The sequence below is a fragment of the Flintibacter faecis genome (genome assembly GCF_014287875.1).
In the GTDB taxonomy this organism is placed as follows: Bacteria; Bacillota; Clostridia; order Oscillospirales; family Oscillospiraceae; genus Lawsonibacter; species Lawsonibacter faecis_A.
Genome location: NZ_JACOPN010000006.1, coordinates 143,856 through 167,215, shown reverse-complemented (window position 1 = coordinate 167,215; position 23,360 = coordinate 143,856). Strand labels below are relative to the sequence as shown.

Annotated in this window: 20 protein-coding genes and 1 pseudogene; 7 read left to right on the top strand and 14 right to left on the bottom strand. The window is 53.1% G+C overall.

What is annotated here, in order from left to right; genetic code table 11:
* Nucleotides 1–105 precede the first annotated feature (105 nt).
* Nucleotides 106–285, top strand: a pseudogene (locus H8S55_RS14195) (VirB6/TrbL-like conjugal transfer protein, CD1112 family); the annotation flags it as partial.
* Nucleotides 286–317: 32 nt separating this feature from the next.
* On the opposite strand, the gene H8S55_RS09835 reads toward H8S55_RS14195, so the two are convergent.
* Nucleotides 318–647: a plasmid mobilization protein gene (locus H8S55_RS09835; RefSeq protein WP_186878871.1), complete on the bottom strand. Its 330-nt coding sequence runs from the start codon at nt 645–647 to the stop codon at nt 318–320.
* Between the two features lie 646 nt (nt 648–1,293).
* On the opposite strand from H8S55_RS09835, the gene H8S55_RS09830 reads away from it, so the two are divergent.
* From H8S55_RS09830 to H8S55_RS09810, 6 genes are all read left to right on the top strand, one after another.
* A complete protein-coding gene (locus H8S55_RS09830; RefSeq protein ID WP_243200551.1) occupies nt 1,294–1,842 on the top strand; it encodes an RNA polymerase sigma factor in 549 nt (182 codons plus the stop codon).
* Nucleotides 1,829–2,191: a DUF4179 domain-containing protein gene (locus tag H8S55_RS09825; protein WP_186878825.1), complete on the top strand. Its 363-nt coding sequence runs from the start codon at nt 1,829–1,831 to the stop codon at nt 2,189–2,191. The genes H8S55_RS09830 and H8S55_RS09825 overlap by 14 nt, the downstream gene beginning before the upstream one ends.
* The gene (locus H8S55_RS14185) at nt 2,178–2,804 is read left to right on the top strand and encodes a histidine kinase (protein WP_243200550.1); all 627 of its coding nucleotides are present in this window, start codon (nt 2,178–2,180) and stop codon (nt 2,802–2,804) included. The genes H8S55_RS09825 and H8S55_RS14185 overlap by 14 nt, the downstream gene beginning before the upstream one ends.
* Nucleotides 2,801–3,430, top strand: coding sequence for a PrsW family glutamic-type intramembrane protease (locus H8S55_RS09820; protein WP_238043779.1), 630 nt, complete (start codon nt 2,801–2,803; stop codon nt 3,428–3,430). Before H8S55_RS14185 ends, H8S55_RS09820 begins: the two co-directional genes overlap by 4 nt.
* Nucleotides 3,431–3,587: 157 nt before the next feature.
* Nucleotides 3,588–3,941, top strand: coding sequence for a glycosyltransferase (locus H8S55_RS09815; protein WP_186878824.1), 354 nt, complete (start codon nt 3,588–3,590; stop codon nt 3,939–3,941).
* A complete protein-coding gene (locus tag H8S55_RS09810; RefSeq protein ID WP_186878823.1) occupies nt 3,938–13,258 on the top strand; it encodes an S-layer homology domain-containing protein in 9,321 nt (3,106 codons plus the stop codon). The genes H8S55_RS09815 and H8S55_RS09810 overlap by 4 nt, the downstream gene beginning before the upstream one ends.
* A 287-nt stretch (nt 13,259–13,545) precedes the next feature.
* Here the strand turns inward: H8S55_RS09810 and H8S55_RS09805 are convergent, their stop codons facing one another.
* From H8S55_RS09805 to H8S55_RS09745, 13 genes are all read right to left on the bottom strand, one after another.
* On the bottom strand, nt 13,546–14,064 hold the full coding sequence (locus H8S55_RS09805) for a HEPN domain-containing protein (protein ID WP_186878822.1): 519 nt from the start codon (nt 14,062–14,064) through the stop codon (nt 13,546–13,548).
* Between the two features lie 27 nt (nt 14,065–14,091).
* Nucleotides 14,092–15,231, bottom strand: coding sequence for a GmrSD restriction endonuclease domain-containing protein (locus H8S55_RS09800; RefSeq protein ID WP_186878821.1), 1,140 nt, complete (start codon nt 15,229–15,231; stop codon nt 14,092–14,094).
* A gap of 58 nt (nt 15,232–15,289) precedes the next feature.
* The gene (locus tag H8S55_RS09795; protein ID WP_186878820.1) at nt 15,290–15,709 is read right to left on the bottom strand and encodes a very short patch repair endonuclease; all 420 of its coding nucleotides are present in this window, start codon (nt 15,707–15,709) and stop codon (nt 15,290–15,292) included.
* The gene (locus tag H8S55_RS09790; RefSeq protein WP_154039725.1) at nt 15,709–16,566 is read right to left on the bottom strand and encodes an NgoMIV family type II restriction endonuclease; all 858 of its coding nucleotides are present in this window, start codon (nt 16,564–16,566) and stop codon (nt 15,709–15,711) included. The genes H8S55_RS09795 and H8S55_RS09790 overlap by 1 nt, the downstream gene beginning before the upstream one ends.
* Nucleotides 16,538–17,500 (bottom strand): DNA cytosine methyltransferase, encoded by a 963-nt coding sequence (locus H8S55_RS09785; RefSeq protein WP_186878819.1) that lies wholly within the window; start codon nt 17,498–17,500, stop codon nt 16,538–16,540. The genes H8S55_RS09790 and H8S55_RS09785 overlap by 29 nt, the downstream gene beginning before the upstream one ends.
* A 46-nt stretch (nt 17,501–17,546) precedes the next feature.
* Nucleotides 17,547–17,762 carry a helix-turn-helix domain-containing protein gene (locus tag H8S55_RS09780; RefSeq protein WP_021659469.1) on the bottom strand — a complete coding sequence of 72 codons (216 nt, stop codon included), beginning with the start codon at nt 17,760–17,762 and terminating at the stop codon, nt 17,547–17,549.
* Between the two features lie 143 nt (nt 17,763–17,905).
* Entirely contained in the window at nt 17,906–18,205 is a 300-nt protein-coding gene (locus tag H8S55_RS09775; protein ID WP_186878818.1) for a hypothetical protein, read from the bottom strand.
* A gap of 145 nt (nt 18,206–18,350) precedes the next feature.
* The gene (locus H8S55_RS09770) at nt 18,351–19,685 is read right to left on the bottom strand and encodes a plasmid recombination protein (RefSeq protein WP_186878817.1); all 1,335 of its coding nucleotides are present in this window, start codon (nt 19,683–19,685) and stop codon (nt 18,351–18,353) included.
* A gap of 471 nt (nt 19,686–20,156) precedes the next feature.
* Nucleotides 20,157–20,390 carry a complexin-2 gene (locus tag H8S55_RS09765; protein ID WP_186878816.1) on the bottom strand — a complete coding sequence of 78 codons (234 nt, stop codon included), beginning with the start codon at nt 20,388–20,390 and terminating at the stop codon, nt 20,157–20,159.
* Entirely contained in the window at nt 20,387–21,673 is a 1,287-nt protein-coding gene (locus tag H8S55_RS09760; protein WP_186878815.1) for an AAA family ATPase, read from the bottom strand. The genes H8S55_RS09765 and H8S55_RS09760 overlap by 4 nt, the downstream gene beginning before the upstream one ends.
* Nucleotides 21,663–21,998, bottom strand: coding sequence for a plasmid mobilization protein (locus H8S55_RS09755; protein ID WP_186878814.1), 336 nt, complete (start codon nt 21,996–21,998; stop codon nt 21,663–21,665). The genes H8S55_RS09760 and H8S55_RS09755 overlap by 11 nt, the downstream gene beginning before the upstream one ends.
* Nucleotides 21,999–22,000: 2 nt before the next feature.
* A complete protein-coding gene (locus tag H8S55_RS09750) occupies nt 22,001–23,074 on the bottom strand; it encodes a site-specific integrase (RefSeq protein ID WP_186878813.1) in 1,074 nt (357 codons plus the stop codon).
* Nucleotides 23,061–23,273: a DNA-binding protein gene (locus H8S55_RS09745; RefSeq protein ID WP_186878812.1), complete on the bottom strand. Its 213-nt coding sequence runs from the start codon at nt 23,271–23,273 to the stop codon at nt 23,061–23,063. Before H8S55_RS09745 ends, H8S55_RS09750 begins: the two co-directional genes overlap by 14 nt.
* Between the last annotated feature and the right edge of the window lie 87 nt (nt 23,274–23,360).

The following is a 23,360-nucleotide window of genomic DNA, read 5'->3' as shown; positions in this document are numbered from 1 at the left end:
ACATCATCATTTTAATATTTCGCAAACAGAACTCAAACATCCAGCCAACAAAGCTGATGTATCATACAGTCATCCGATGAGGAAAAATACATGGAGGTCTTTCAAATGTCTAAGAAAAGTTTTGTTTCCCTGATCCTTGGTACGGTTGGTGGTACCGTGAATACGAAGGTGGGCGAGATCGCCGGCGAGGTGGGCATGACGCCGGCCGGTTGGAATGGCGGCATCTTCAACATGATCCGCGGCCTCTCTGAAACGGTCATCGTCCCCATCGCCGGCATCCGTCTTTTCCGGGTTGCAGATATAGTCAATGGCCGCTTTCAGCGCCCGCTTGATAGGATGCGTCTTTGTAACTGCCATATCTCATCCAGCCTCTCCTGTATCTCCCGCATATCCGCTTTGTACGCGCTCCCTTCGGCGTTGACCCGTTTGGCGATCTGGTTGATGTTCCGGCCGATGGCGGACAGTTCTTTGGTGAACGCCTTGATATCTGCTGTGTCCGTATAGATGATATATCCGTTGATCGCCATTTTGCGGAGGTAGGCGCCATACCGCCGTGTGGGGAGCTGCGCCATCTTTTCATCTATGAGTCGCTTTTCGTCCTCCGTAACATAGAATTTCATTTGGATATTCCGCTTTCGGTTTGCCATGCGCCGCCTCCGTTCTTCATAAGGGTCTGGGATGGTCTCGCCTGTCGGCTCGGTCGGCGCTTCAAAGCGCTTCACGCTTTGAGGTCTCCACCGGAGACCCGCACCCCAGCAAGCAATTTTGACTGTTCGGGCAAGGGACCTGAACAGCGCAAAATCCGCAAGCGGGTACTCGCTTGCTGTGCTTGCTGATTACTTCGTTCCCCCATATTTCCCCCTCTACCCATACTACAATCCGAATAGGGCGTTTTGGCCAGATTTCGGAGGATTTTTTCAAAAAACATCAACCTTATCCGTAACTTTTCTCTGAACACTTCGCCAGATGCCTTGCGTTTCTTCGGATATTCGTATATAATGTATCATCTTGAGTATTATCCATGCGGAGGTGCAGTACGAACGGGATCAAGGGCTATATCTCCATTCGGGAGGCGTCCTACCGTTGGGGCGTGTCAGAGCGGCGGGGCAACCAATATTGCGCCGAGGGGCGGATCCCCGGCGCGTCCCGGTTCGGGCGCTCATGGGCGATCCCGGAAAACGCGGAAAAGCCGTCCGACCCGCGCTTTCAGGAACAGCGCCGCGATCCCAGAAGGACAAGCACCTGACGGATACCCCTCTGCATTTTAGCATCCGCAAAAAGGAAGTGAACGGCATGGCGTGCGACGAAACCCTATACCGCCAATATCTGAGCGGTGACGACGAAGGGCTCAATGCCCTGATGAAAAAATACGGCGACCCCCTGACCCTGTATATTGACGGCTATCTGCATGACGTTCACGAGGCGGAGGAGCTGATGCTGGATGTTTTCGCCTATCTGTTCACGAAAAAGCCCCGCATCCGGGACGGCGGCTTCAAGGCGTATCTCTATAAGGCGGCACGGCACATGGCGCTGCGCCACAAGAGCAGACGAAAGCCTCTGTTCAGCCTTGATGCGCTGACCGGCGAGCCGGACGGACAGCTGCTGGCGGAGGAGGTCATACGGACAGAGGAGCGAAACCGCGTCTTGCACTTCTGCATGGATGAAATGAACCCGGACTACCGGGAGGTTTTGTACCTCACCTATTTCGAGGATATGAGCTACGCGCAGGCGGCGGAGGTCACGGGGAAAACGGTAAAACAGATCACCAACATGGTGTATCGCGGAAAAGAGAGCCTGCGAAGGCTCTTAGAACGGGAGGGAATCACAAATGCGGAGTCATGAGGAGCGCGTCGCGGAGACAAAGCGGCGCATCGCCAAAATGGAACGAGAGAAACGGCGTCGGCGCAATACGGTCACCATGGCTTCCGCCGTGGCGGCATGCCTTGTGTTGCTCATAGGCGCGTCCCTCGCCATGCCCGGCATTGCCGCAAACATCCAGACCGGGGATTACTCCGGCTTTGAAATGACGGCAAGCATCTTTCACGGCGGCGCTGCCTTGGGATACATCGTCATTGGGCTGCTGGCGTTTTTACTCGGCGTGTGCGTGACCATCCTGTGCTTTCGCATCCGGCAGATGAACCGGGAGGACGGGCAGGACGAGGAAAGCGAGGGGATTCATGGAGCTGATTGAGAACCTGCTGCAATTGCTGACCACGTTCGTCGGCGCGCTGCTTTCGGGCATATCCTACCGGAAAAGCGGGCGACAGGCATATTTCCTGCTGCTGTGCTTCTACGGCTGCTTTGCCCTTGGCGCGCTCTACTGGACGCTGTATCTGCTGCTGTTCGATACCACACCGCGGGTCTTTTATGTGTCGGAGTTCGGCTGGGTGGCCAGCCTCATCTTCCTGCGCATTTTGCAGGCCACTCTGGCGGGAGCAGATGAGCGTAGCTTCCGCTGCCGCCGGGCATGGCTTGCGCCTGCGCTCGGTGTGCCGCTGCTGGCGTACTACTGCATCTTCGGGGATATTCTCTCCAACCTGATCTGGTGCGGCATGATGATATGGCTCTCCTTCTGCGCCATTCGAGGACTGGTCTACGCCAATGGGCAGACGGGCGCGGCGCGGAATATACGGTATTTCCACATCGGCGTGCTCTGCTTTGCGTTCGCGGAGTATCTGCTCTGGACGGCGGGCTGCTTCTGGCCCAACACCTCCCCGGCCAGCCCCACCTTCTGGTGCGATATGCTGCTGACCCTTGCGATTCTGGGGCTGCTGCCCGCCACGAGAAAGGCGGTGGACGCATGACCTACATCGAAAATATTTTTATCTGCATGGTGTCCCCGCTGCTGGTGGCCGCCCTGTGTATGGGCAGGCGGCAGCTTCGCTTCTTCCTGTTCTGCATTGCCGGGATGGGGGTGTGCCTGCTTTCGGCCTATATCAACACCTTCCTCGCGGCGGTATGTCAGGCGGACGCCCTTGCCGCCACGGCGGAGATCGCGCCGGTGGTGGAGGAAATGATGAAGTTGCTGCCGCTGGTGTTCTATCTTCTGGTATTCGAGCCGGAGGGGGATAAAATCAAGGCTGCGGCAATAACGGTCGCCCTCGCCTTCGCCACCTTTGAAAACGTCTGCTATCTCATCCAGAACGGCGCGGACCGCTTCTCCTTCATCTTCTTCCGGGGCTTCGGCACGGGAGCCATGCACGTCCTCTGCGGCCTGATCGTGGGCGGCGGGCTTGCCTACACATGGCGGCGGACGTGGCTTAAAATAGCCGGCGCGTGCGGGCTGCTGGGCGCGGCCATCACCCTCCACGCCATCTACAATCTGCTCATCGCCTACGGCGGCGCGGCGCAGTACATCGCCTACGCCCTGCCGGTGCTGCTGGTGGCGGCGGGAAGATTGTCTGCTTTCCGCTTATCACAGAGGAAATAACCGAATATTTACTCCCTGAGAGCTGCTTTTTGGCGGCTCTCAAATTTTTTGAAAAATCTTTCGTTTTGGGTGAGAGTTTTTTCGATTTTTTGTACCTATATAAGTGAAAGGGTTTTTATCACAGTTTCAGACAAACCGGAAAGGGGGTTCAAACGAAATGTACGATACCGCAAAACGGGTCGCACTCGTCAAGCAGCGGGTGCGGGAAAACACCCGCCGGAGACAGCGGCGCGGCATCTATGGACTGAGCGCTATGTGTATGCTGCTGTTCGCGGCACTGATGCAGACGGCGGGCACGGTCGTCGGGCCGGGGCAGACCGCCGCGTGTGGCGTGTTCGGCGCGATGCTGCTGCGGGAGGACACGGGCGGCTATGTACTGGTGGGTGTTGTATCCTTTACGGCAGCGGCAGTCATCACCGCACTGTGCTTCCGGCTCAGAATCAGAGAAAACCAGAAAAAAGACGGAACGGACAAGCCCGCCCGACACGAACAGGAGGAGAAAAGCCAATGAAAAAACGAATACTTAGCATACTGCTCGTCTGCTGCATGGTGCTGACCATGCTGCCGACAGCGGCGTTTGCAGCGCTGAGCGATTCGCTGGGCAACACACCCAGGGAAAATCAGGCGATTTTGGAGCAGCTCTCCGCCTTGACCGGCGGCAGCAGCGACCAAGTGCTTTCCATGCTGAACGCTTTGGGGCTGCTGGATGAAGACGGCAATTTCAAGGTGGATCAAACCATCACGCTGGACGGCCAGGTGTTGACACTGGCGGCTGTCATGGAGCTGCTGGAAAATCCCGCCACGGATCTCACTCGCATAGCCGACGTGGATGGGACTCCGGTGGCGCTGGGCGATTTGAAGACCATGATCCAAATCGAACAGGAGCTGCAGCGGATCAAGGACACCTATTTCTCCGGCAGGGAGTTTACCGGGGAAGCTCTGGAGAATCTCAATAGCCTGATGGAGCAGCTGGAGCTGCAGGGCATCAGCTTGCAGTATTCCGCCTCTGCCACAAAGCCTGAGGGCGTTGAGACGGTGGATATGCGCGGCATGATGAGCCAAACGCTGGAGGATCTCGCAAACAACAAATGGAGCTCCGGGGCTTTTACTGTATACGGCGGAAAACCGGTCGGCTTTTCCTACCGCATTCAAAAAGGCCAGCTCAGCGAGTATATCACCGGTGTGGAGGTCTCGATAGGCGAGACGAGTGAGGTCGTCGAGCAAAGCGACGGGTCCTACAAGCTGACCTATGACGTAGGCTCGACTTTCAGTTTAAGTAATCAGAAAATCACTGTCGAGGTTAAAACCAAAGGAGGGAACCCAGACTGGCGCAAGGATTCTTATTCCTATGGCGACCTGCTGGGGATGATTGAACTTTACGATGCGGAAAATCTGGTGTTCTATGACGGTGACAGTTATGCCGACCACTGTCAGCTCAAGCTAATAAAGACGGTTCCCGTCCCCACAATAAAAAGATCAATGACCGCGCCGAGCTATGTTGAAGAAGTCAAAAATACAACCGTATTATATGATGATTTGTTTATTCCTTTGCTGACAGAAAGTTACACTGGCGGCAGTGCCAACAATTCGGACTTTGTTGCGCTAAGCAATACCATCGGAATTTTGGAGGGTGCCCGCAACTTGGTGCTTCCCAGCGGCTCCTCCCAATTTTATCAGCCATACCAAATCGACGCCAGCATCGAGTTTAGCTGGAGCGGAGACATAGCTGCCTATAATGGCCCTGCGCCGTATGGCTATTATAATTCTAAAAACCCGAGACCCTATGCCCCGTTCTGTCTGACGGAGTACAAGCTCGATGAAACACCTCTGACGCCCATCGTCGATGGAAAGAAAACGGAGGACTGTACGATTAAAAAGGGCAGTACGGTCAGCATCTCCCTGCAGTCTACCACGAAAAACAGAGTGGATGAGAAGTACTATCTGCCCTTCGAACTGTATCTGAAGAATGTAAATAATAATATCCATAATTCCACCACCACCGCCAAGACCAGCGGCGTCCACGCCAAGCTGGTGGACACGGACAAGCCCACCATTCAAAGCGTCACGGCCCCGGAGGGAACCTATGCCAGCGGACAGCACGTGCCCATCACAGTTACCTTTAACGAGTTCGTGGATCTTAGAAACGCCCGCGTGACCATCAATGGCGAAGAGTATACCGCCGCTGAACTTTCCATGAACGACTACGGCGTCACGGCAATGCTCTGGTACCCGGTGCAGGATGCGGATGCCACCACGGTCACCGTCAATGGTATGACCGGTGTGGAAGATGTTTTCGGCCATGAGCTGAATACCGCACACTATCCAAGCAAGCCGATTGCCGACGTTGCGCTGAAGAGCGTCTTGATGCGCAACGCTCCCACCGCACTGACCGCCGACTACGCCAACGGCAAGGCATCGTTCACGATGAACGCCAACATGGCGGAGGCCTACATGACCGTATACAGCAATTATCACACCCCGGATGAAACAGAGCCGAAGGAAGCCCCCTTCCGCCTCGAACTGAGGGACAACTCCACGGTTGAAGCACCAGCCTATCTGCAGGTCTATCTGGATACAAAGAGCGGAGGTTTCATCGTTAGCGACTACGAAATCGCACCCTCTGCTTCCAACCGCACCTATACGGTGACGCTGCAGGCCAACGAGGGCACGAAAGACGATCCTGACTGGGTGAATGTTCTTCCCCTGACCCGGCAGTTCACGGTGCAAAGGAAAGTTTCCGTGAGCACGGTGAACGTCGTCCCGGAAGCGAATGACGCCGACTATACGATTTCCCTCGCCACAACCGTCCGCCCCACGCTTCAGGCCAAGGTTTTGGGGAAAAACGGTGAGACGGCCAGCTACACCACCGGTAAATGGAGCAGCAGTGACCCGCTCATTGCCACCATCAACGAGAATACCGGCCTTGTTGCCACCACAGGAGCCAAGGTGGGATCCGTCACCTTTACCTTTACGGCGGACAACGGGACTGAGGACACTGCCGATGATGTGAAGGGCGAGTCAAAGCCCTATACCGTGACGGCAGGCGATTCCCTGGCACTGGTGATTCCCGGCAACGCGTCCATCGTGACGCGGTTAAATCAACCCGCCACCGTGCTGTGGAGCTCCAACGCCGCGCTGATGGCACCGAACAAAGAGTTCCATTACAGGATTGACCTGTATGAGGGCAACTACACGAATGAGGCGGAACTGAGCGCCAGCCAGCCCGTTGCGACTTATACCGTCGGCAAGGATAAAAACAGCGTGCGGATCGAGGAGAATGTGCTCTCCAAGCTCTCCAACGGCAATACCCCTGCCTACACGGTATTGGTCTCCATGCCGCACCCCAACGCCGGGGGTGAGGACGTCCGCCTGTCAGCACTTGCCTGGATCATCGTGCAGGCACCGCCTGCCGCAGCCAAGCTGACACCGCCCCAGAGCATTTACCTCAAGGATACCGACGGCGCCGTCAATATCGACTGGTCGGTGGAAAACGCCACTGCCGGTGCCTCTCCGCAGCCCACGCTGACCATTACCCGGGTCACAGAGGACAACACCACCCAAGAGGTGGCCCGTGAGCGCCTATCCGGTCCCTCCGGAAGTTTCTCCCTGCCATTACAGAGTGTGAAAGCCGGCAATCTAAAGGACACCTATCAAGTGGTTTTGAGCGTGGAGAACCCTGGTGAGGAATCTCCCAGCACCGACTCCTTCCCCCTGTATGTCTACGATGCCGACGCACTGAAGGTGCAGGACGACGAAGGAAACCCGATTTCTGCGCTGACCATGGACAATACCTCCAAGGTCAGCGGCACCCTGCCCACCGATACAGCTAAAATTTTGCAGCTGCGCCAGGAGCTGGGGCTGATCGAGTACATCGGCATCAACTATAACGAGTACGGTTGGAACTCCTTTAAAGACGGCATCAAGTGGGTCTCCAGCAACAACAATGCCATTTCCGTCAACTACAAGCAGGGCGGACTGTATGAGGACATCAGAAACTTCTCCTTTGCTTCCTACCTTCCCGAAACCAAAATGGCGCTGTCCGGCCGGGCCAACGGCACCGCAACCGTCACGGCTATCCATGCCGCCACGGGCATGAGCGCCTCCGTACAGGTGACAGCGGAGACGCTGCAAAATAAGTTCTATCTCTTCCAGCTGACGCCTGCAGCGGAAACTACGCTGCAATACACCGACGGCACAGGTGCGCCCAAAACAGTCACGACCAACCGTGATGGCGTGCTGGCGCTTTACGAACCCAACGGAATCGCCAGTGAGGTGTCTCTGCGGTCCGGCACCGACAAGGATATTTATCTGGGCACCATCTATAAAGAAAATCTGCGTTCCGGCGAGCGGGATGCCACAAAACTGCAGCTTTATCCCTTGAATACCTTCACCCTTCGGCAAGTCGCCCGGGCATCTGTGACGCTCATCACACCGGGCGGCGATCCGCTGGCGAACAAGACGGTGACCGTTCGCGGCGGCGTTTATAAAAACGGAGGCTACTGCGAGACAGCTCTGCTGGGCTCCAAGGCAGGAGCACTTGTCAGCGGCATCACCGGCGACACCTATACCACGGATGCGGCGGGAACTATAACCGTCTATCTGGATTCCACCCAGTTCTGGTCGGCCGAAAAGGGCGAGAGCAGCACCACGGCGCTTTCCGCTCTGGATCAGCTGGAGTACATTCTGGAAATCAGCGAAATTGACGGCGACAATTACTGTCCACTGCTGCTGACCGTCAACGGCAAGCTGGGCGTGGACGATGTAATGCGCACCGCAGAGGGCATTGTCTCTCTGGAGGGCGTGCCGGCGGAGGAGAAAAACAAACCCTTCATTGTGGCGCAAAGCGTTGATTACGGTCTTGCCAACGGTCAGAAGGTGGATGTCCGCAGCTCGACCGGGAAGATCGGCCCTAACAGCAGCTTTAAAACAGCAACCCTGCACACCACCATGTTCCTCTGGGGCGAGGATATTGCCAACGCGAAGAATTACAGTCTCAAGCTGGCGGACGAATACGGCGTTCTTCCTGCCGCCCAGAGCAGCAGTACCAAGCAGTATCCCTTCTCATCCATCCCTGTGGCGGAAAACGATCTGACCCTCACCGAGGCCACCATGACCACCTCTGGATGGATCGCCGACGGCAAGGATGTGGGTATGAAAACGCAGCTGAGCCTGAACGGCAGCCTGCTGCAGGAGAAAATAATGCCCTTCCGGGTCGTTGATCTGACCCGAGTGCCCAAGGTGACAGAGGATGAGCGCGTCACCGGTATTCTGGCGACGATGAGCTCCTCCAGTGGAGTGAATCAAGTCGACTTTGGCGGAGTGGGCGATAGCAGCATTCTCAAGGTGCTGACCGGACGGCTGGATGATCTGAGCGGTCCGGTGGACAGTTCCGTGTTCAAAATGATCATCACCCCCAGCGAAGATCCCTCCGTGTTCCGTGCCATGATTTGGGCCGGGTACAATACGCTGGAGATGGAGGACATGGACTATTCCGAGGACGGCGTGGCGTTGGGTGCGAATGTGCTGACGCAGAACCTGGAGGTGGGCGTGCCCGGTACCGGGGATCTGAGCCAGATGGCCCAGGGCACCTATGATCCCAAGGGGGAATACAAAGCCAACTCCTTGGCCGACAATGTCACCAGCACGGATCTCAACTTGCAGTTGGAGGGCTTTTACGAAGCGGAAATCCGCTATAACGCCGAAAAAAAGGAGTGGGAGGTTTTCACCGTAGGCGGCGGCTTTACCGCCGGCGTTGGCGTGGGCTTCACCTTCAGCGTGAACGCCATGGCTGGCCCCGTGCCATTGACAGCAACCTTTGAGCTGGGTGGTGCCATTCAGCTGGATTTCCGTACCGCAGTGCGCTACGGCCAGCAGGGACAGGGCACAGAGCTTGCCTGGAGCGATCCCACGGCCACGGCAGTGAATGACTTTTTGACCACGCTGCGTATCAACGCCTATGTCCACGCGTTTGGCGGCATTGGCTTTGACTATTCGGTCGTGGCGCTGAAGATCGGCCTATTCGGCAATTTGGATGTGGACAGTCAGAATAAGTTCCTCTCCCGCACCTATCTTGCCGACAAGTCAAAGCGCCAGATCAACGGTCAGGCCCTGGGGATCCAAAGCGAAGTGGGAATCAAATTTGTGGCCACCTTCCTGTTTATCTCCTACGAGGCGGTGATCGCCTCCGGAACCCTTGGAGCCACCAGGACTTTTAATAACTGGAAAACAATCGATGACTACTGGAATAGCGCCACCAGTGGGCTGAGCCTTGCCTCGCTGCAGATGGCGGCAGCCCAGAGCGGAATGCAGGTGGCTTCTGCCAGTGCAACGCTCCAAAGCCGGGACTATCTGGAGCAATATGCCCGTACCTGGGGCCAGCCCCAGCAGCGGATGATGCTGTTCTCTCTGAACTCCCCCAGTGGGCTGGAAAGCATCCAGACCAATGCCAACCCCACATCCTATCCACAGCTCAGCGATGACGGGAAGATATTGGCCTACATCAACGACGGCAACAGCAGCAATATTTACGACAGCCGGGCACATTTCTCCACCCTCAATGACGGCGTCTATACTCCCTCCAGCCAAATTGACAATCTCACAGAGTTCCCCGGCTACGGCGACACAAGCGTTTCTCTGTCCGGCACTGAAAGCTTCGCGGCGGCGGCTTGGGTTCGCATGGGCACCGAGCTACCGGGTAAAAATGCCGGTAATGCCGTGACCTTGGAAGAGCAAAACCTGCTGATGAACAGCACGGAGATCGTAGTGTCCGTCTATAATGGCACAAACTGGACTTCCACCCGCCTAACCAAGGACGGCACGCCGGATCTGGCCCCGGCCACGGCAGTGGGCGGCGACGACAAGGCCATCGTGTTCTGGCGCAGCGTCTACACCCCCGATCCCGTGAGCGCTTCAGGCAGCAACAACCTGCTGAACTTCACGACCAGAGATTGCATCATGTACAGTTGCTATGACAGCAGTAACGGCCGCTGGAGCGATGCCAAAATGCTTTATAACGGTGCTACCGGCAGCGTGAAGGCGTTGCAGGCGGCCATGCTGCCCGACGGAACCGCTATGGCGGTTTACTCGCTGGACCGCAGCGGAACCGGAGATACCTCCGCCTACGAGATCGCCTATTGTACCGTGGCTGCTGACGGAACGCCCGGTACAGCCATGCTGGCGACCTGTGACAGCAATCTTGATGAAAACCCCCAGGTCGTTGCAGCCAACTTTGGCATCGGGGATGACCGATTTGTCATCGGTTGGCATAGTGTCCGAGACGGCAGCAGCGATATCCAGCTGTTGGCTGTGGACGGCAGCGGCACCATGTCCAACAGTTTCCCCGGCTCTCTGTCTGCCCTGACCAGCAGCGGCAACGCTGTCGTGGGCGGAGACTTCCGCTTCGCTTCCCTCAGCGGGGATCATCGCAGCATCAATGACCTTACCATCGTCTGGAATGAGACTGTCAATGACGACAAGGGCGCGGTAGATCACGGCATTTTGAAGGCGGCCAAGCTGCGCTATGCCGAAAATACCTACACGCTCTCCGCACCATTGGAACTGGCAGAGCTGCCGAAGCGTACGCTGGCTGACCACTTTGATGCCTATGTCAGCGGCCCCAATCAGGTGCAGGCCGCCATTCAGGCCAACTTCTATGACGATGAAAACCCGCAGGTAATCGGCAACGTGACCGTTCCGGGTGAGAAAACGATCCTCTATACCGCTACCTCTGATTTTATCACTGATGCGGTTGCAGTGGAACAGATCGGTGTAGATTATGCAACGCTGGCGCTGAACAGCCTGACACCCATTCGCTTTACCATCCGCAACACCGGGCTGAACGATGTGACAAGCCTAACGGTCAGCCTTGGCGGCGGGGAAACCGCCACCCTTACGGAAAAACTGCTGCCCAATGAAAGCACCACCCTTACCGTCTGGCACCATGTGAAGGACCGCGTGACCGACCCGAGCTATACCATCACCGCCGACGCCGGCATCAACGAAACAGGCACAGTGTATCTGGATTATCCCGACATTGGCATCTCGCAAATGGAAGTGATTGCGGAGAGTGCCGGCAAGCGCACGGTGCGCATGACCCTCTATAATTCCTCTGCCGCCACGCTGGCCGACGGAAAGAACCGCAAGGTGAAGATTGCGTTCTATGCGGATGATCTGCATACCAAACATGCAGAGGTAGCCTGCGCCACAAACGGCGTATCGGTTCGCGATAATGAAATCACCATTTCCGAAAACAGCGCCCTCGCCCGCATCGATCAGGGAACCTTTACACTGGACCTGACCTATGATCTGGGCAAGTATATGAACTCCATTGGCAAAACCGAGATCTCCAATGTGGGTACCTATCTGTACGCCGAGGCGTGGGCGGAAGGCAAGATCGGTGGAACGGGAAGCAATCAGCGCCTGCCGGAGTATGACGGCAGTGACAGCGAGGCCAGCGTCCATATGACCGGCGCACTGGCCCGCACCGGAGAGAAGCTGACGATGGATGTGACACAGGGGAACGACGGCAACGGTCGCAGCACCGCCGCCATTACCCTGCGCAACAACTGCCTGCAGTCTCAGAATAGCGCAGAACTGGTGGCCACGCTGCTGGATGCTGCCGGGACCGTTCTGGAAACGAAAAAGACCGGTATTGGCGGTGCCATCTCCGGGGAAACCTTCCGGGCGGAAACCGTCACCTTCTCCCGGCTTGGCACCCGCGTAGTGGTGCGAGCCGCAGTGCCCGGTAATGACCTTCTGACCTTTGAAGGTCTGGCAGTGGGGCTCGGCGATTTTACCGCCAACGGAACGAACTATACCTATACGCTGCAAAATGATAGCGGAGCAACATCTACGCTAGTCACAGCGGTGTCTGGAAATGGCGAGCCCGTGAGCATCAACGGACAGGCTCTCTCCACCGGCGGCAGCGCAACCGTTGCCATCCCCAACAGCGGCACAACCGACATTGTCGTGGGAATCGGTGCTAAAACTTACACGCTGACGATTCTGCGCAATAGCGGCACAGGCGGCAATCAAGGCGGTGGCGGCAGCGGCTACAGCTACTACACCATCAAGGCAACCGCCGGAACTGACGGCTCCATTTCTCCCTCCGGCGATGTCAGCGTCCGCAAGGGCAGAGATCAGACCTTCGCCATCACCCCGGATAAGGGCTATGCTGTCGCCAATGTCAAGATCGACGGCAAGAGCATCGGCGCGGTGAAGTCCTACACCTTTGAGAATGTCCGCAGAACCCATACCATCGAGGTCATCTTTATGAAAGCCAACGGCACCCCCCAGACCGGCGTGTTTGTGGATGTAGCCACCGGCAGCTATTATGAGGACGCTGTGGATTGGGCAGTGGAAAACGGCATTACCAAGGGAACCGATGATACCCATTTCTCCCCGGACGGCATCTGCACCCGTGCGCAGGCCGTGACCTTCCTGTGGCGCACCGCTGGCAGTCCCAAACCCGAAACCCGCGCCATGCCGTTTACCGACGTCCCCGTGGGCAGCTACTACTATGACGCTGTGCTGTGGGCGGTGGAGAATGGCATCACCAAGGGCACCAGCGACACCACGTTTAGCCCCAACATGACCTGCTCCCGTGCCCAGATCGTCGCGTTCCTGTGGCGTTCCGAGAAGTCCCCGGCAGCGGGTACAGCCAATCCCTTTGCCGATGTGAAGTCTGACGCCTACTACGCCGACGCGGTACTGTGGGCGGTTAAGGAGAACATCACCAAGGGAACCACCAGCACGACATTCAGCCCCAACGCGGGTTGCACCAGAGCGCAGATCGTGACCTTCCTGTATCGCGCCTATCAGGGCAAATAAGGGGCATCAGCCTATATAATGCAAAGCGAGGCCACCGGAAATTATCCGGTGGCCTTGCGCTCTGCTCATGAACGGTATTTGGTTGATGCCCCTCTGCGGGGGTGCCTTTGGGGTTCAATGGTTTCCGGGGTGTGGTTCTTATTCCCACTCGCTCCCGTCAGACATATTCTAAACGAACTTGCTTATGGGATTTAGCTCAGATTATTGGTATTCTTTTCATTATTCAGATAGTAGAGGCTATCTGATTTTTTGTTGCCATAGCGTTGCCATGAATTTTGGACAAGATGTTACACACTCAGAAGTTGAGTTATTAACTCGACAAAATCACACGCTTTTTCGTATTTAATGTAAATTTCTTCAAATGTATCGTTGATCTGCGCCTCAATATAATTTTGATGCACTAATCGATTTCGTTCTTGGCCAATTGACAGGAAAGCAACTTCAGCGTCATCAAGACTTTTAGTTTGAATCTCTTCTCTAGCCCTGCGCTTAAATGTGTCGCCGAACAATCCAAAAAACTGATTGGCGTTCTTTCCATCCCAATTAAAAAAAGTGTGATACTGACGCTTTACCGCCTTGTTGTCAACAAACGCTACAATTTCTGGATTATTACGTGGTTTACCATTTACAAAGTCATGGATAGCCCTCGTAATTACAGCCTCAAAGTAGCTTGCCGCGGAAAGAAGCAACGCTTTTTTGTAGGTATCATTGATATATAGCTCAAATGAGATCTGACCATTTGATCTACAAAATTCGATTAATTCACCATACTCATCATATAAAGATTTTATCTTTGCACTATACATAGTATAAACCTCGCTTTATACCATGTATTATTGCAAGTATTCACGAGCTTTTTCCAGTCTTTTTTTAACCATTTTAGTATGGGAAGTACTGTGTGTAATTGCCTCTTCAAATTCCACGTCTTTCTTTAACGCATTAATCTTATCAGGCTGGGTTTTTCCACCAACTAGCGACTTTTCTTTGTAGTATCTATCTACCGTTGCAACAAAGACGGAGTCAAATAACGCACCATTGAACTCCCCCTTTTTAGTGGCAAAAGTTTCTCTGGAAATTTCTGAACATGATTCTAAAAATGAAGTAAAAAGATTTTCAAAATATTCTATTTCACTTGTTGAATAGTTCATTGCCTTTTTTGCAAAGCGATTTATGAAACCATTCATAGAGCCACTATAATTTTCACCATCACAAAGTAACGCAAATAAACGTAATATAATTTCTACATCCCTAAATTTCCCATCTTCTGGCTTACCATAAATATTTCTCCAAATACTATTCTGATTAAGAATGTTTAGTATTCTGAAGAAATCTGAATAATACAGACAAGCTCTAATTTCTTGATTGCTAAGATTTACTCCACCAGTATTTAAACGACTAAAAATCTCGAAAACAGAACTATCATCTTCTTTAGGCTCATTTTGACGAATAGCCATGCATCGTATTGTCATAAATTCAAAATTTGATTTATATAGCCCAAGCGTATTATAACGCAATCCATCTAAAGGATTTTTTTCTCCGTTTTCAGATTTGGACAATTGCAATTTGAAATCTTGAAAATACATATCATTGAACAAGATGGAGTCAGGGATGCCATTATTTAGGTCAAATACTTTTCTTAATTCCGCACGCTTTTCAACAAGTGGAAATCTTTGCTTAATGTAATAGTAGATGGAAAGAAGCCGTTGTTGACCATCAATTACTAAAAATTTATTTCTTTCTTTTTGATAAAGGAATATCTGCGGAACTGGGAGTCCTAAGATGAGCGATTCAATAAACCGAGATGCTCTCTTCTTGTCCCAAATATAATTACGCTGAAATACAGGCATTTCAACTGCGCCAGAATCAATCAAGTTGAAAATAGTTGTAATATTAAAGTCATTTGGAATAACACTGATATCGTACTGCGTAACTGCCACCTCGTTTACGCTTTTTCTCCGAAGCTCACTACTCATAATTGTCCTCCTTAATATTATGCCGCAGTACTCAGTTAAATACACAAATAATTAGAGGCTATTTTCTGTGTAATTCATCTACCAAGTTTTGAAGAACGTCTTCCAAATTCATTCTTATTTGACATTCCCAAAGCACAACAACCTTCCACCCAAGGGCTTCCAGCTCTTGAATATGCTCCTGATCCCGCTGCTTTGTCCGCTCTATTTTGGGGCCCCAATATGCTCTGTTTGACTGACTCGTATGGGCATACCGGCTTCCACAGTCATGCCCGTGCCAGTAGCACCCGTGAATAAAAATGGCTATTTTCTTCTTGGTAAAGACAATATCAGGCTTGCCTGGAAGCGCCTTATAATTGACACGATACCGGTATCCCATCGCAAAGAGGCGGCGGCGTACCATCATCTCAATGCTGGTATCTTTGCTCTTAATGTGGGACATGATTTTACTTCTCCGGTCAGAAGAAATCGTATCAGCCATTATACAGATAAATCTAGGGGTAGATCGGAAATATCTTTTAATCTCTTACCCTCGACAAGAGTTTTTAGCATCTCTTTTATATCGTCATGATCATAATCATTTACAGCTGCAATTAGCTCATTCAAAGCAAAATGATAGACACAGTCAATATCCCCGGTCCCCAACGCCAGCGATGATATTCTTGAAGGGAGCGGCTCCCCTGTGACAACTACGATATGAGGAAGATGCCCTTTCCGATTGCGTATAAGGTTTAGAGCTTCCGTTCTACTGTTCTGAGCCCGATCAGAGCGCATGGTCCACTTTGCCGAGATGGACGCATGAAGAATAGCTTTGCCTCCATTGGCCTCTCGTAAATCTGCCATTCTGCTAAGTGTATCATCCACCACTAGCATGGGTGTATTAATCTCTTCGTCGGTGCATAGTCCCCTATAGATAACAATATCAGGAGCGACCATATAATCGTTTCCAATCATAGCAGATAGCTTTCTGTTTGCTTTTGTCAATTCAGTGAGATAAGCCAAGTGTTCGTACTGAGCAAAAGCAGAAGTCTTGATCTTACTGCGGTTCCCCAATTTTTTAATTTCCCATTTACCAGGCCGGAGGTGTTGTAATTTGGGAAAAGTAGATTTAATGAACATCATGGTAATTTCTTCAAACGCCTTACCTGATGTTTGACCCGCTATACGTTCATCTGTTTCAGCCAGCAACCTATCCGCAATCCCTCTTGCAATGCTTACAGAGGCTACACTATCTTTATCAGCGTTTGTAGCAATACCCTGAGCGTTAATAGCTAACACTCCACGATGCAATAATTCGCTATGGTATTCTTTACGAGCTTTGGCGATAAGCGCATCCATACTCAAGACACTCCTTAATTTTTTCTCCTACTGCTTGGGCAACCGGGGGCGGAAAAGCGTTGCCAATCATGCGGCAAGCCACCGTCTTTCGTTTGCCAAAGGTCCATGTGTCTGGAAATCCTTGAATTCTGGCCATCATTCGGCTTGTCAATCGGGGCATTCCCTCGAATCCAGCAGACGGTGCTTCGTTGGCAATCCCCCGTCCATCAACTCCTAGTTCGGCCCATGCGTTTCTGGCCCGTGTGGGGCCGAGATCGGGCCCGCCATGCTTTTTTGAGCCGCCGACTAAGGTGGGAGCAATCCGATCTGCATGAGCTGCCCATTCCTTGGCTTTTTCCCATCCGTTCTCAGCCATCAAGTCATACAGCACTTTCCCAACTGGGGGCGCACTGTCAGGCTTTTCTTCGGGATAAGCAAATGCACCAAGCTGGTCTTTCCGTATTCCAACAATTACAACCCTTGGCCGCAACTGCGGAACTCCAAAATTGGATGCATTAAGCAATTTAATGTGAGTTACATAGCCAAGTTTCTTGATTTCGGAGAAGATATGCTCCCTGTATTCATCAAATCCAGGGTCCAAGAACCCACGCACATTTTCCAACATGACTGCTCTTGGTTTAATTTCCTCAATAAGCCGGATCGCTTCCGGGAACAAGTCGCGTTCATCATCTTTTCCAAGCTGTTTGCCTGCCACAGAAAAAGGAGGACACGGAACACCGCCAGCAAGCAAGTCTACGCCCCTATATGGATGCCCATCAAAATCGTGGACATCGGCACAAATGACATTCCATTCCGGACGGTTTTCTTTCAAAACCTTGCAATAGTCAGCTTCATATTCCACAAGGGCGACGTGGACAAAGCCCGCCATAGCAAGGCCCAGAGCCTGTCCACCCGCGCCGGCACAAATCTCAACGCAAGTCAATGGTTGCTGCATAAAGTAATCTCTCCTGGTAATTCCGTAAAACGGGGAAACTTTGGTGCTATTCGTGTTCGTCATTGTCAGTAAACTCCATGATTTCGCCTATATCACAAGATAAGGTGTGGCAGATTTTATGCAGGCTTTCCATTGAAACAAACTCGTTCCGTCCCATTTTGGCCAAAACATTGAAGCTGATACCAGCCGCATCTTTTAGGTCAGTACGATTCATTTTCTTATCTATCAGCATTTTCCATAACTTATCATAGCTAACCGGCATAACGAAATCTCCATTCGTTGTCGAATTCGTTTTTATTATAGCACGTCAGGCACGAATATTCAAGATAATCTCACAAAAACATGAGCATCAAAAACAGAAAAAACCGCCCGTAGGGAAACATTCTCCCCACGGGCGGCGTGCCGTCACTTCTTGCCTTGCTGCAAGTTCTGGATATTCTTCTTTGCCAGCTCACTGGCCGCCTTCCGGCGCTCTGCGCTGTATGGGGCGTTCAGCTTGAAACTGAACCGCCCCTTCCTGATCTCAAATGTGAGGCATCCATTTTCGTCATCATCCACCAACTGGCACTCGGCCGGATACTTTCCCGCATACTCGTTCAAACGGTTTTTGAGGGAAGTGTTGTAGGTACACACCTCAATGATAGGGCTTGCCTCGTCAAAAAAGACGCTGGTTGTCTTTTGCTTCTTGGAAAGACCTGTTCTCATAAAACCTCCGTATTTTCACAAATTTTCTCCGCCTCTACACCTGCAAAAGTAAGCGGATTTTCGGATAGAAAGTGTCCGGACGATACATGATTCAGTTCAGGTGACTCTATCAGCAAAAATCCTATTTTCTCAGCTCCACACGGGATTACCGCTCATCCCGGTCATGCCGCCGCTTTTGACTGCGTTTCTGCTCTTTTTCCGCCTGTTCCTGCTGCTTGACAGCGGCCACCGTTTCGGCTACCCGCTCCGGCCCATAGGCCCGGCACAGCCGGTGATAGTCTCTGGCGGTTTCCTGCAATTCTGCATTTTCACCCTTGACCTCGGCCAACTGCTCCTTCAAATACGGGACCTCCGTATCATATTTGCGCTGCAACAGCTCGAATTTCTGACAGACATCCAGGTAAGCCCGGTAAACGGAGCACACTACCTTGACGATTTTCTCCAGCAGCGGTTTGGATTTTTTCTCCCGGTAAGATTTGGCGGACTCCATTCTATCGGGGAGTGGCAGCAGGTCCTCCGGGTCGGAGGAATACTCAGCCGCCAGCTTCTCCATGCTTTTGAGTTTGGGAGCCAACAACCGGAGTTCGGTCTGTGCTTCTTTGGCTGCCTTCTCGGCCTCGGCCTTATCTGTCCGAAGCTGGCCAATCTCCGCCTGAACCTCCGATTTTTCTGTTTGCAGCTCCGCCAGCCGCGCCTGTTCTCTTTCCACCTTAAACTGTGTCACCGTCAGATGTTCCTCAGAACTGCCGCGCTCACCGCGCTCTAAATCCGCGTATCCGGCCTCACGCATATACTGGAAGAAATCGTCCTGCAACACACTGTATGATTTTTTAAGGACAGGCTTGCCCTTTGCCGTTTTCAGCGGCTCGCCGGTGACCTCATCCAGAACCGGCTTAGAGGCCCACTTCTTGCTCATACTGACCTGCATGACCGTTTCTTTTACCTTGCCCACCAGCGACTTGTCCTTGCAGCGTTTGGACCATCGAATCTGCTTCTCCACCACCGGCATATAGACCACATGAAGGTGGTAGTGGTATACATCCTGCCCCAGCGCCTCGGATATGGCCCGGTTGCGCTCGTCGGCGTGCATGACTGCCGACAGAATGTACTGCTCGCCGCCCACAATTTTGATTGCGGCTTGATAGGCGTCGTGGTAAAATTGTTTTGCAAAGTCATATCCGCCGTGGTTGAAAAAGTAGGCGGAATTTACATCGAAGATCAGCTCACCGTAGCGGAAAGCATCCTCTTTGATGCCCCGTGTGGAGATAAACCCGTCCGCCTCCATTTGTTCAAACTGTTCCAGATAGCCGCTGTCCGGTTGCTTGAAGTGAACATTCAGATGGGAGCGTTCCGGGACTATATCCTGGTTGACATACGATTCTTTTTCACGCTCGTTGTGCTGCTGTGCGTTTTTCAGTTTGGTTGTGGTCAGTCTCATGTTTCTTGCGCTGGTACGATGGATACCGTCGCCTCTTGCCATAGAACTCCTTTCTCGCCCCACAAGGGCGGTTGAGATGCGGGTAGCTTTTGGGGGATGCACTTCTGCGGAAGTGTAATAACCCACTATGATACTTTCATCCTGCGGCTGCAAAGTATCGTGGGCTCTCCGAGGGGGTATGCGGCTCCTGCGGGAGCCTCGCCGCCTTTTTCGGCTTGCAGGTGATACCCACAGCCTCAAAATGCGGTGTGACCGGCGGCCTTTTCGCAACTGCCGTTTGCTTCGATTCCGCCGTCCACAGGCCGGGAAAACCCACCGGATTCTCCCGGCCTTAGCCATCTCCAAATCTGCGGATTTTCCGATGGGGACGGGGGATACGGAAGATGCGTTGATGGTCAATTCACCTTGTCCGCCAGCCACAGGAGCGTGTCACGCTCCTGTCCATGCCAGCAGGGAGAAGATTGACTTTGGTGCTAATTTCGTCTGCTGGATTAGTATGAAAGTAAATCCCTGTTACCAGCGGAAATCCGGGAACACGCCGCGCCGGTCCAGGTACGCCTGCCGGGCCTGTTCCCGTTCTTCTGCGCTGGGCGCAGTTTTATATTTTGCATAAAGTTCATGCCGCACCAGGGTGTCCAGCTTCCGCTCCAATCCCTGCCGGATTTCATCCTCGTATTCGTCATCATAGCCGAGGTGATATTCCACCAGCGCCGCGAACAAGTCATAGGGAATCTGCACATTTTTCATTTGCTTCCGCTCCTTTCCGCGACGGCTGCGACGATAGCGACGGTTGTTTGGGTGGCAGCATTTTCACCGTTGCAACCGTCGCTACCGTCGCGCCCATCCTCGACCACTTCAAAGGCCGGAGCTTCCACCAGCATATAGGTGAGCTTTACCTGTCGTCCGGCGTGGCGCGCCTTATTCTCATAGCTCACATGATATTCTTCCAGCAGCCTGCCGGATTTGACATTCAGATACTTGGTCAGCGCATTTGCCGCCATGCCCACCTGCACCGCTGCGGCCAGCTCCGAGGGAGAGCCCGTCCACTCCGGTTGACCGGCATTGACCATCCGGGCCACCGCTTCCAACACAGGGTCTAGCGGTTCCTTGCGCGGTTCCGTTTCCATGCGCTCCAAATTCCAAATCTGCGTTTCCGGGTCCTTTTTCAAGTAGAGAATCTGATCATGCTGGTCCCGGCCTACCACATCAATGGTGGCCTCCAATGCGGTTCTCTTTTTCTTCTGCATCAGCAGTGAGCCGTCCGCACAGCCCAGCAGGCCCGTGGTGCCGGAGATCATCTCGAAAGCGTCCCCGGCGGGTTGCTTCCGGGTATGGTGGACGGTCAATACGCAGATACAATGTTTGTCCGCAAACTGCTTGAGCTTGCCGATAATCTCATAGTCGCTGGCGTAGCTGTACGCCTCGCCGCCGACCTCCCGGATTTTTTGCATGGTGTCAATAATGATGAGTTTGGTGTCCGGGTGTTCCCGCATGAAATTCTCCAACTGCTCGTCCAGACCGTTCCCGATTTTTCCGGCAGCGGTGGCGAAGTGGAGATTCGGGGTATCGTTCACGCCATACATCATAAACATCCGGTTCTGGATGCGCTGGAAATCATCCTCTAACGCTAGGTAAAGGACGGTTCCCTGGTGGACTTTGCAGCCCCACAAATCCTCCCCGGTGCTGACATGGTAGGCGATCTGCGCCACTAGAAACGACTTGCCGATCTTAGGCGCACCCGCGAGGAGATACGCCCCCGAATGGAGCAAATTTTCAATGATGGGCGGGCGGCTTTTGTAGGAGGTCTGAAACAGCTCGGTCATGGTGAGCGTGTGCAGATAACGCGGGTCAGCCATACGCTGCATCTTGCGGTACATTTCTTCCAGACTTTCCGTAGAATTTTCCATTTCCCCGTTGCGTTTTGCCTCCGAAGTGGGTATACTATTGTCAAAATCTTTTTGAATGGACTGCCTTTCATCTGCGCCAACAGATGTGCTTCGGGCAGTCTTTTCTTTTGCGTCAATTCCCATAGGCAGCTTCCTCCTGCATTCCATTCATAATAGTTGCAATCATCTGGATGGTGTCCAGCAGCTCATCGTTTACGCCCTGTCCGGCCTCAATGCGCCGCAGCTCGTCCAGCACAGCAGCAAGTTGGTCCCGCAAAGCCTTGTAGACCCTGGGATTGCCCTGCACCACGACCTCCTTTTCCAGCAGCCGCCGGGTGATGTAGTCCTGTTTCGTCAGGCCGGACAGCTTGACAAAGATTTCTAGCAGCTCGTCCTCTTCCGGCGAAACGCGAAAAGCTACCGTTTTGTTCCGCCAGCGGTTGTGCTTGTCCAAATTCTTTGCCGACATTTTTAATTACCCCTTTCCATGTTCAATTTATCCGCCATTTCCGCCTGCTTGGACGGAAACAGGTGCGCATAGTTGTAAGTGATGTCGATGCTCTCATGGCCTACCCGGTCTGCAATGGCCGTGGCCGAGAAACCCATATCAATCAAAAGCGACACCGCGCTGTGCCGGATGTCGTGGATTCGGATGCGCTTGACCCCAGCCTCTTTCGCGCCCCGCTCCATCTCCCGGTGGAGATAGCTCTTGGTGACGGTGAACATCCGGTCATGCGGCCCAATGCCGTAGAGCATTTTGAGATAGTCCTGGATCTCATTCGCCAGGAACTGCGGCATGGTGATGACACGGTTGCTTTTCTCCGTCTTTGGCGTGGTAATCAGGTCCTGACCGTTCAGCCGCTGATAGGATTTATTGATGGATACGGTGCCTTTCTCAAAATCGAAATCAGCGGGCGTGAGAGCCAGCAGTTCGCCCTCCCGGATGCCGCACCAGTAGAGCATCTCAAACGCATAGAATGAGAGGGGCTTGTCCATCATGGCCTCCGCAAATTTCAGATACTCATCCTTGGTCCAGAACAGCATCTCCCGGTTTTTCTTTTTGCCCATGCTCCCGGCCTTTTTACAGGGGTTCTCCCGCAGATTGTAATATCGCACCGCGTGATTGAAGATGGCGCTGAGTTGGTTGTGGACGGTCTTGAGATAGACCGGCGAATAGGGCTTGCCGTTCTCGTCCTTGTGGTTCAGCATCTCATTCTGCCAGGTGATAATCTGCTGGGCTGTGATTTTACACATTTTCAGTTTGCCGAAATAGGGCAGCAGCTTGGTACGGATGATATGTTCCTTGGTGGCCCAGGTATTCTCCTTGAGCCGGGTTTTTATGTCTGCCGTGTAGAGGTCCACGAAGCTCTTAAAGGTCATGTCCAGGTCGGCAGTGGATTTATTAAGTTGCTCCCGCTCCCATGCCTGTGCCTCCCGCTTGGTCTTGAAGCCCCGCTTCTGGGTCTGCTTGCGCGCACCATTCCAGTCGGTATAGCGGTAGACCGCCCGCCAGGTGTTGGTCTTTTCTTCCTTATAGACCGCCATCAATACCCCTCCCTTCCTTTTCGCCGTAGCACAACTTCTCATAGAAGAACTTTCGGTTGACTCTGCCGGATATGGTCAAGTAACCAAGGCTTTTCAGTTCCGCATTGAGTTTCTGTACGATCTTGTAAGCATAGGATTTGGAAACGCCCAATTCCTGCGCCACTTCATCGACTCGCATAAACGACTGTTTTTCTGCCATACACAAAAATACCTTCCTTTCCTTGCCGTAATCGCTTCTCGTTTGCCGTTTCACCCTTCAGACTCTGGCAGGCAACCCTTCCCGGCG

Coding starts and splice junctions, on each gene's coding strand:
- H8S55_RS09770 (WP_186878817.1), bottom strand. CDS start 19,685: ATGGCAAGAGGCGACGGTATCCATCGTACCAGCGCAAGAAACATGAGA.
- H8S55_RS09760 (WP_186878815.1), bottom strand. CDS start 21,673: ATGGGAATTGACGCAAAAGAAAAGACTGCCCGAAGCACATCTGTTGGC.
- H8S55_RS09750 (WP_186878813.1), bottom strand. CDS start 23,074: ATGGCGGTCTATAAGGAAGAAAAGACCAACACCTGGCGGGCGGTCTAC.
- H8S55_RS09805 (WP_186878822.1), bottom strand. CDS start 14,064: ATGTATAGTGCAAAGATAAAATCTTTATATGATGAGTATGGTGAATTA.
- H8S55_RS09790 (WP_154039725.1), bottom strand. CDS start 16,566: ATGGATGCGCTTATCGCCAAAGCTCGTAAAGAATACCATAGCGAATTA.
- H8S55_RS09825 (WP_186878825.1), top strand. CDS start 1,829: ATGCGGAGTCATGAGGAGCGCGTCGCGGAGACAAAGCGGCGCATCGCC.
- H8S55_RS09830 (WP_243200551.1), top strand. CDS start 1,294: ATGGCGTGCGACGAAACCCTATACCGCCAATATCTGAGCGGTGACGAC.
- H8S55_RS14185 (WP_243200550.1), top strand. CDS start 2,178: ATGGAGCTGATTGAGAACCTGCTGCAATTGCTGACCACGTTCGTCGGC.
- H8S55_RS09755 (WP_186878814.1), bottom strand. CDS start 21,998: ATGTCGGCAAAGAATTTGGACAAGCACAACCGCTGGCGGAACAAAACG.
- H8S55_RS09810 (WP_186878823.1), top strand. CDS start 3,938: ATGAAAAAACGAATACTTAGCATACTGCTCGTCTGCTGCATGGTGCTG.
- H8S55_RS09800 (WP_186878821.1), bottom strand. CDS start 15,231: ATGAGTAGTGAGCTTCGGAGAAAAAGCGTAAACGAGGTGGCAGTTACG.
- H8S55_RS09765 (WP_186878816.1), bottom strand. CDS start 20,390: ATGAAAAATGTGCAGATTCCCTATGACTTGTTCGCGGCGCTGGTGGAA.
- H8S55_RS09815 (WP_186878824.1), top strand. CDS start 3,588: ATGTACGATACCGCAAAACGGGTCGCACTCGTCAAGCAGCGGGTGCGG.
- H8S55_RS09780 (WP_021659469.1), bottom strand. CDS start 17,762: ATGCCGGTTAGCTATGATAAGTTATGGAAAATGCTGATAGATAAGAAA.
- H8S55_RS09775 (WP_186878818.1), bottom strand. CDS start 18,205: ATGAGAACAGGTCTTTCCAAGAAGCAAAAGACAACCAGCGTCTTTTTT.
- H8S55_RS09785 (WP_186878819.1), bottom strand. CDS start 17,500: ATGCAGCAACCATTGACTTGCGTTGAGATTTGTGCCGGCGCGGGTGGA.
- H8S55_RS09745 (WP_186878812.1), bottom strand. CDS start 23,273: ATGGCAGAAAAACAGTCGTTTATGCGAGTCGATGAAGTGGCGCAGGAA.
- H8S55_RS09835 (WP_186878871.1), bottom strand. CDS start 647: ATGGCAAACCGAAAGCGGAATATCCAAATGAAATTCTATGTTACGGAG.
- H8S55_RS09820 (WP_238043779.1), top strand. CDS start 2,801: ATGACCTACATCGAAAATATTTTTATCTGCATGGTGTCCCCGCTGCTG.
- H8S55_RS09795 (WP_186878820.1), bottom strand. CDS start 15,709: ATGGCTGATACGATTTCTTCTGACCGGAGAAGTAAAATCATGTCCCAC.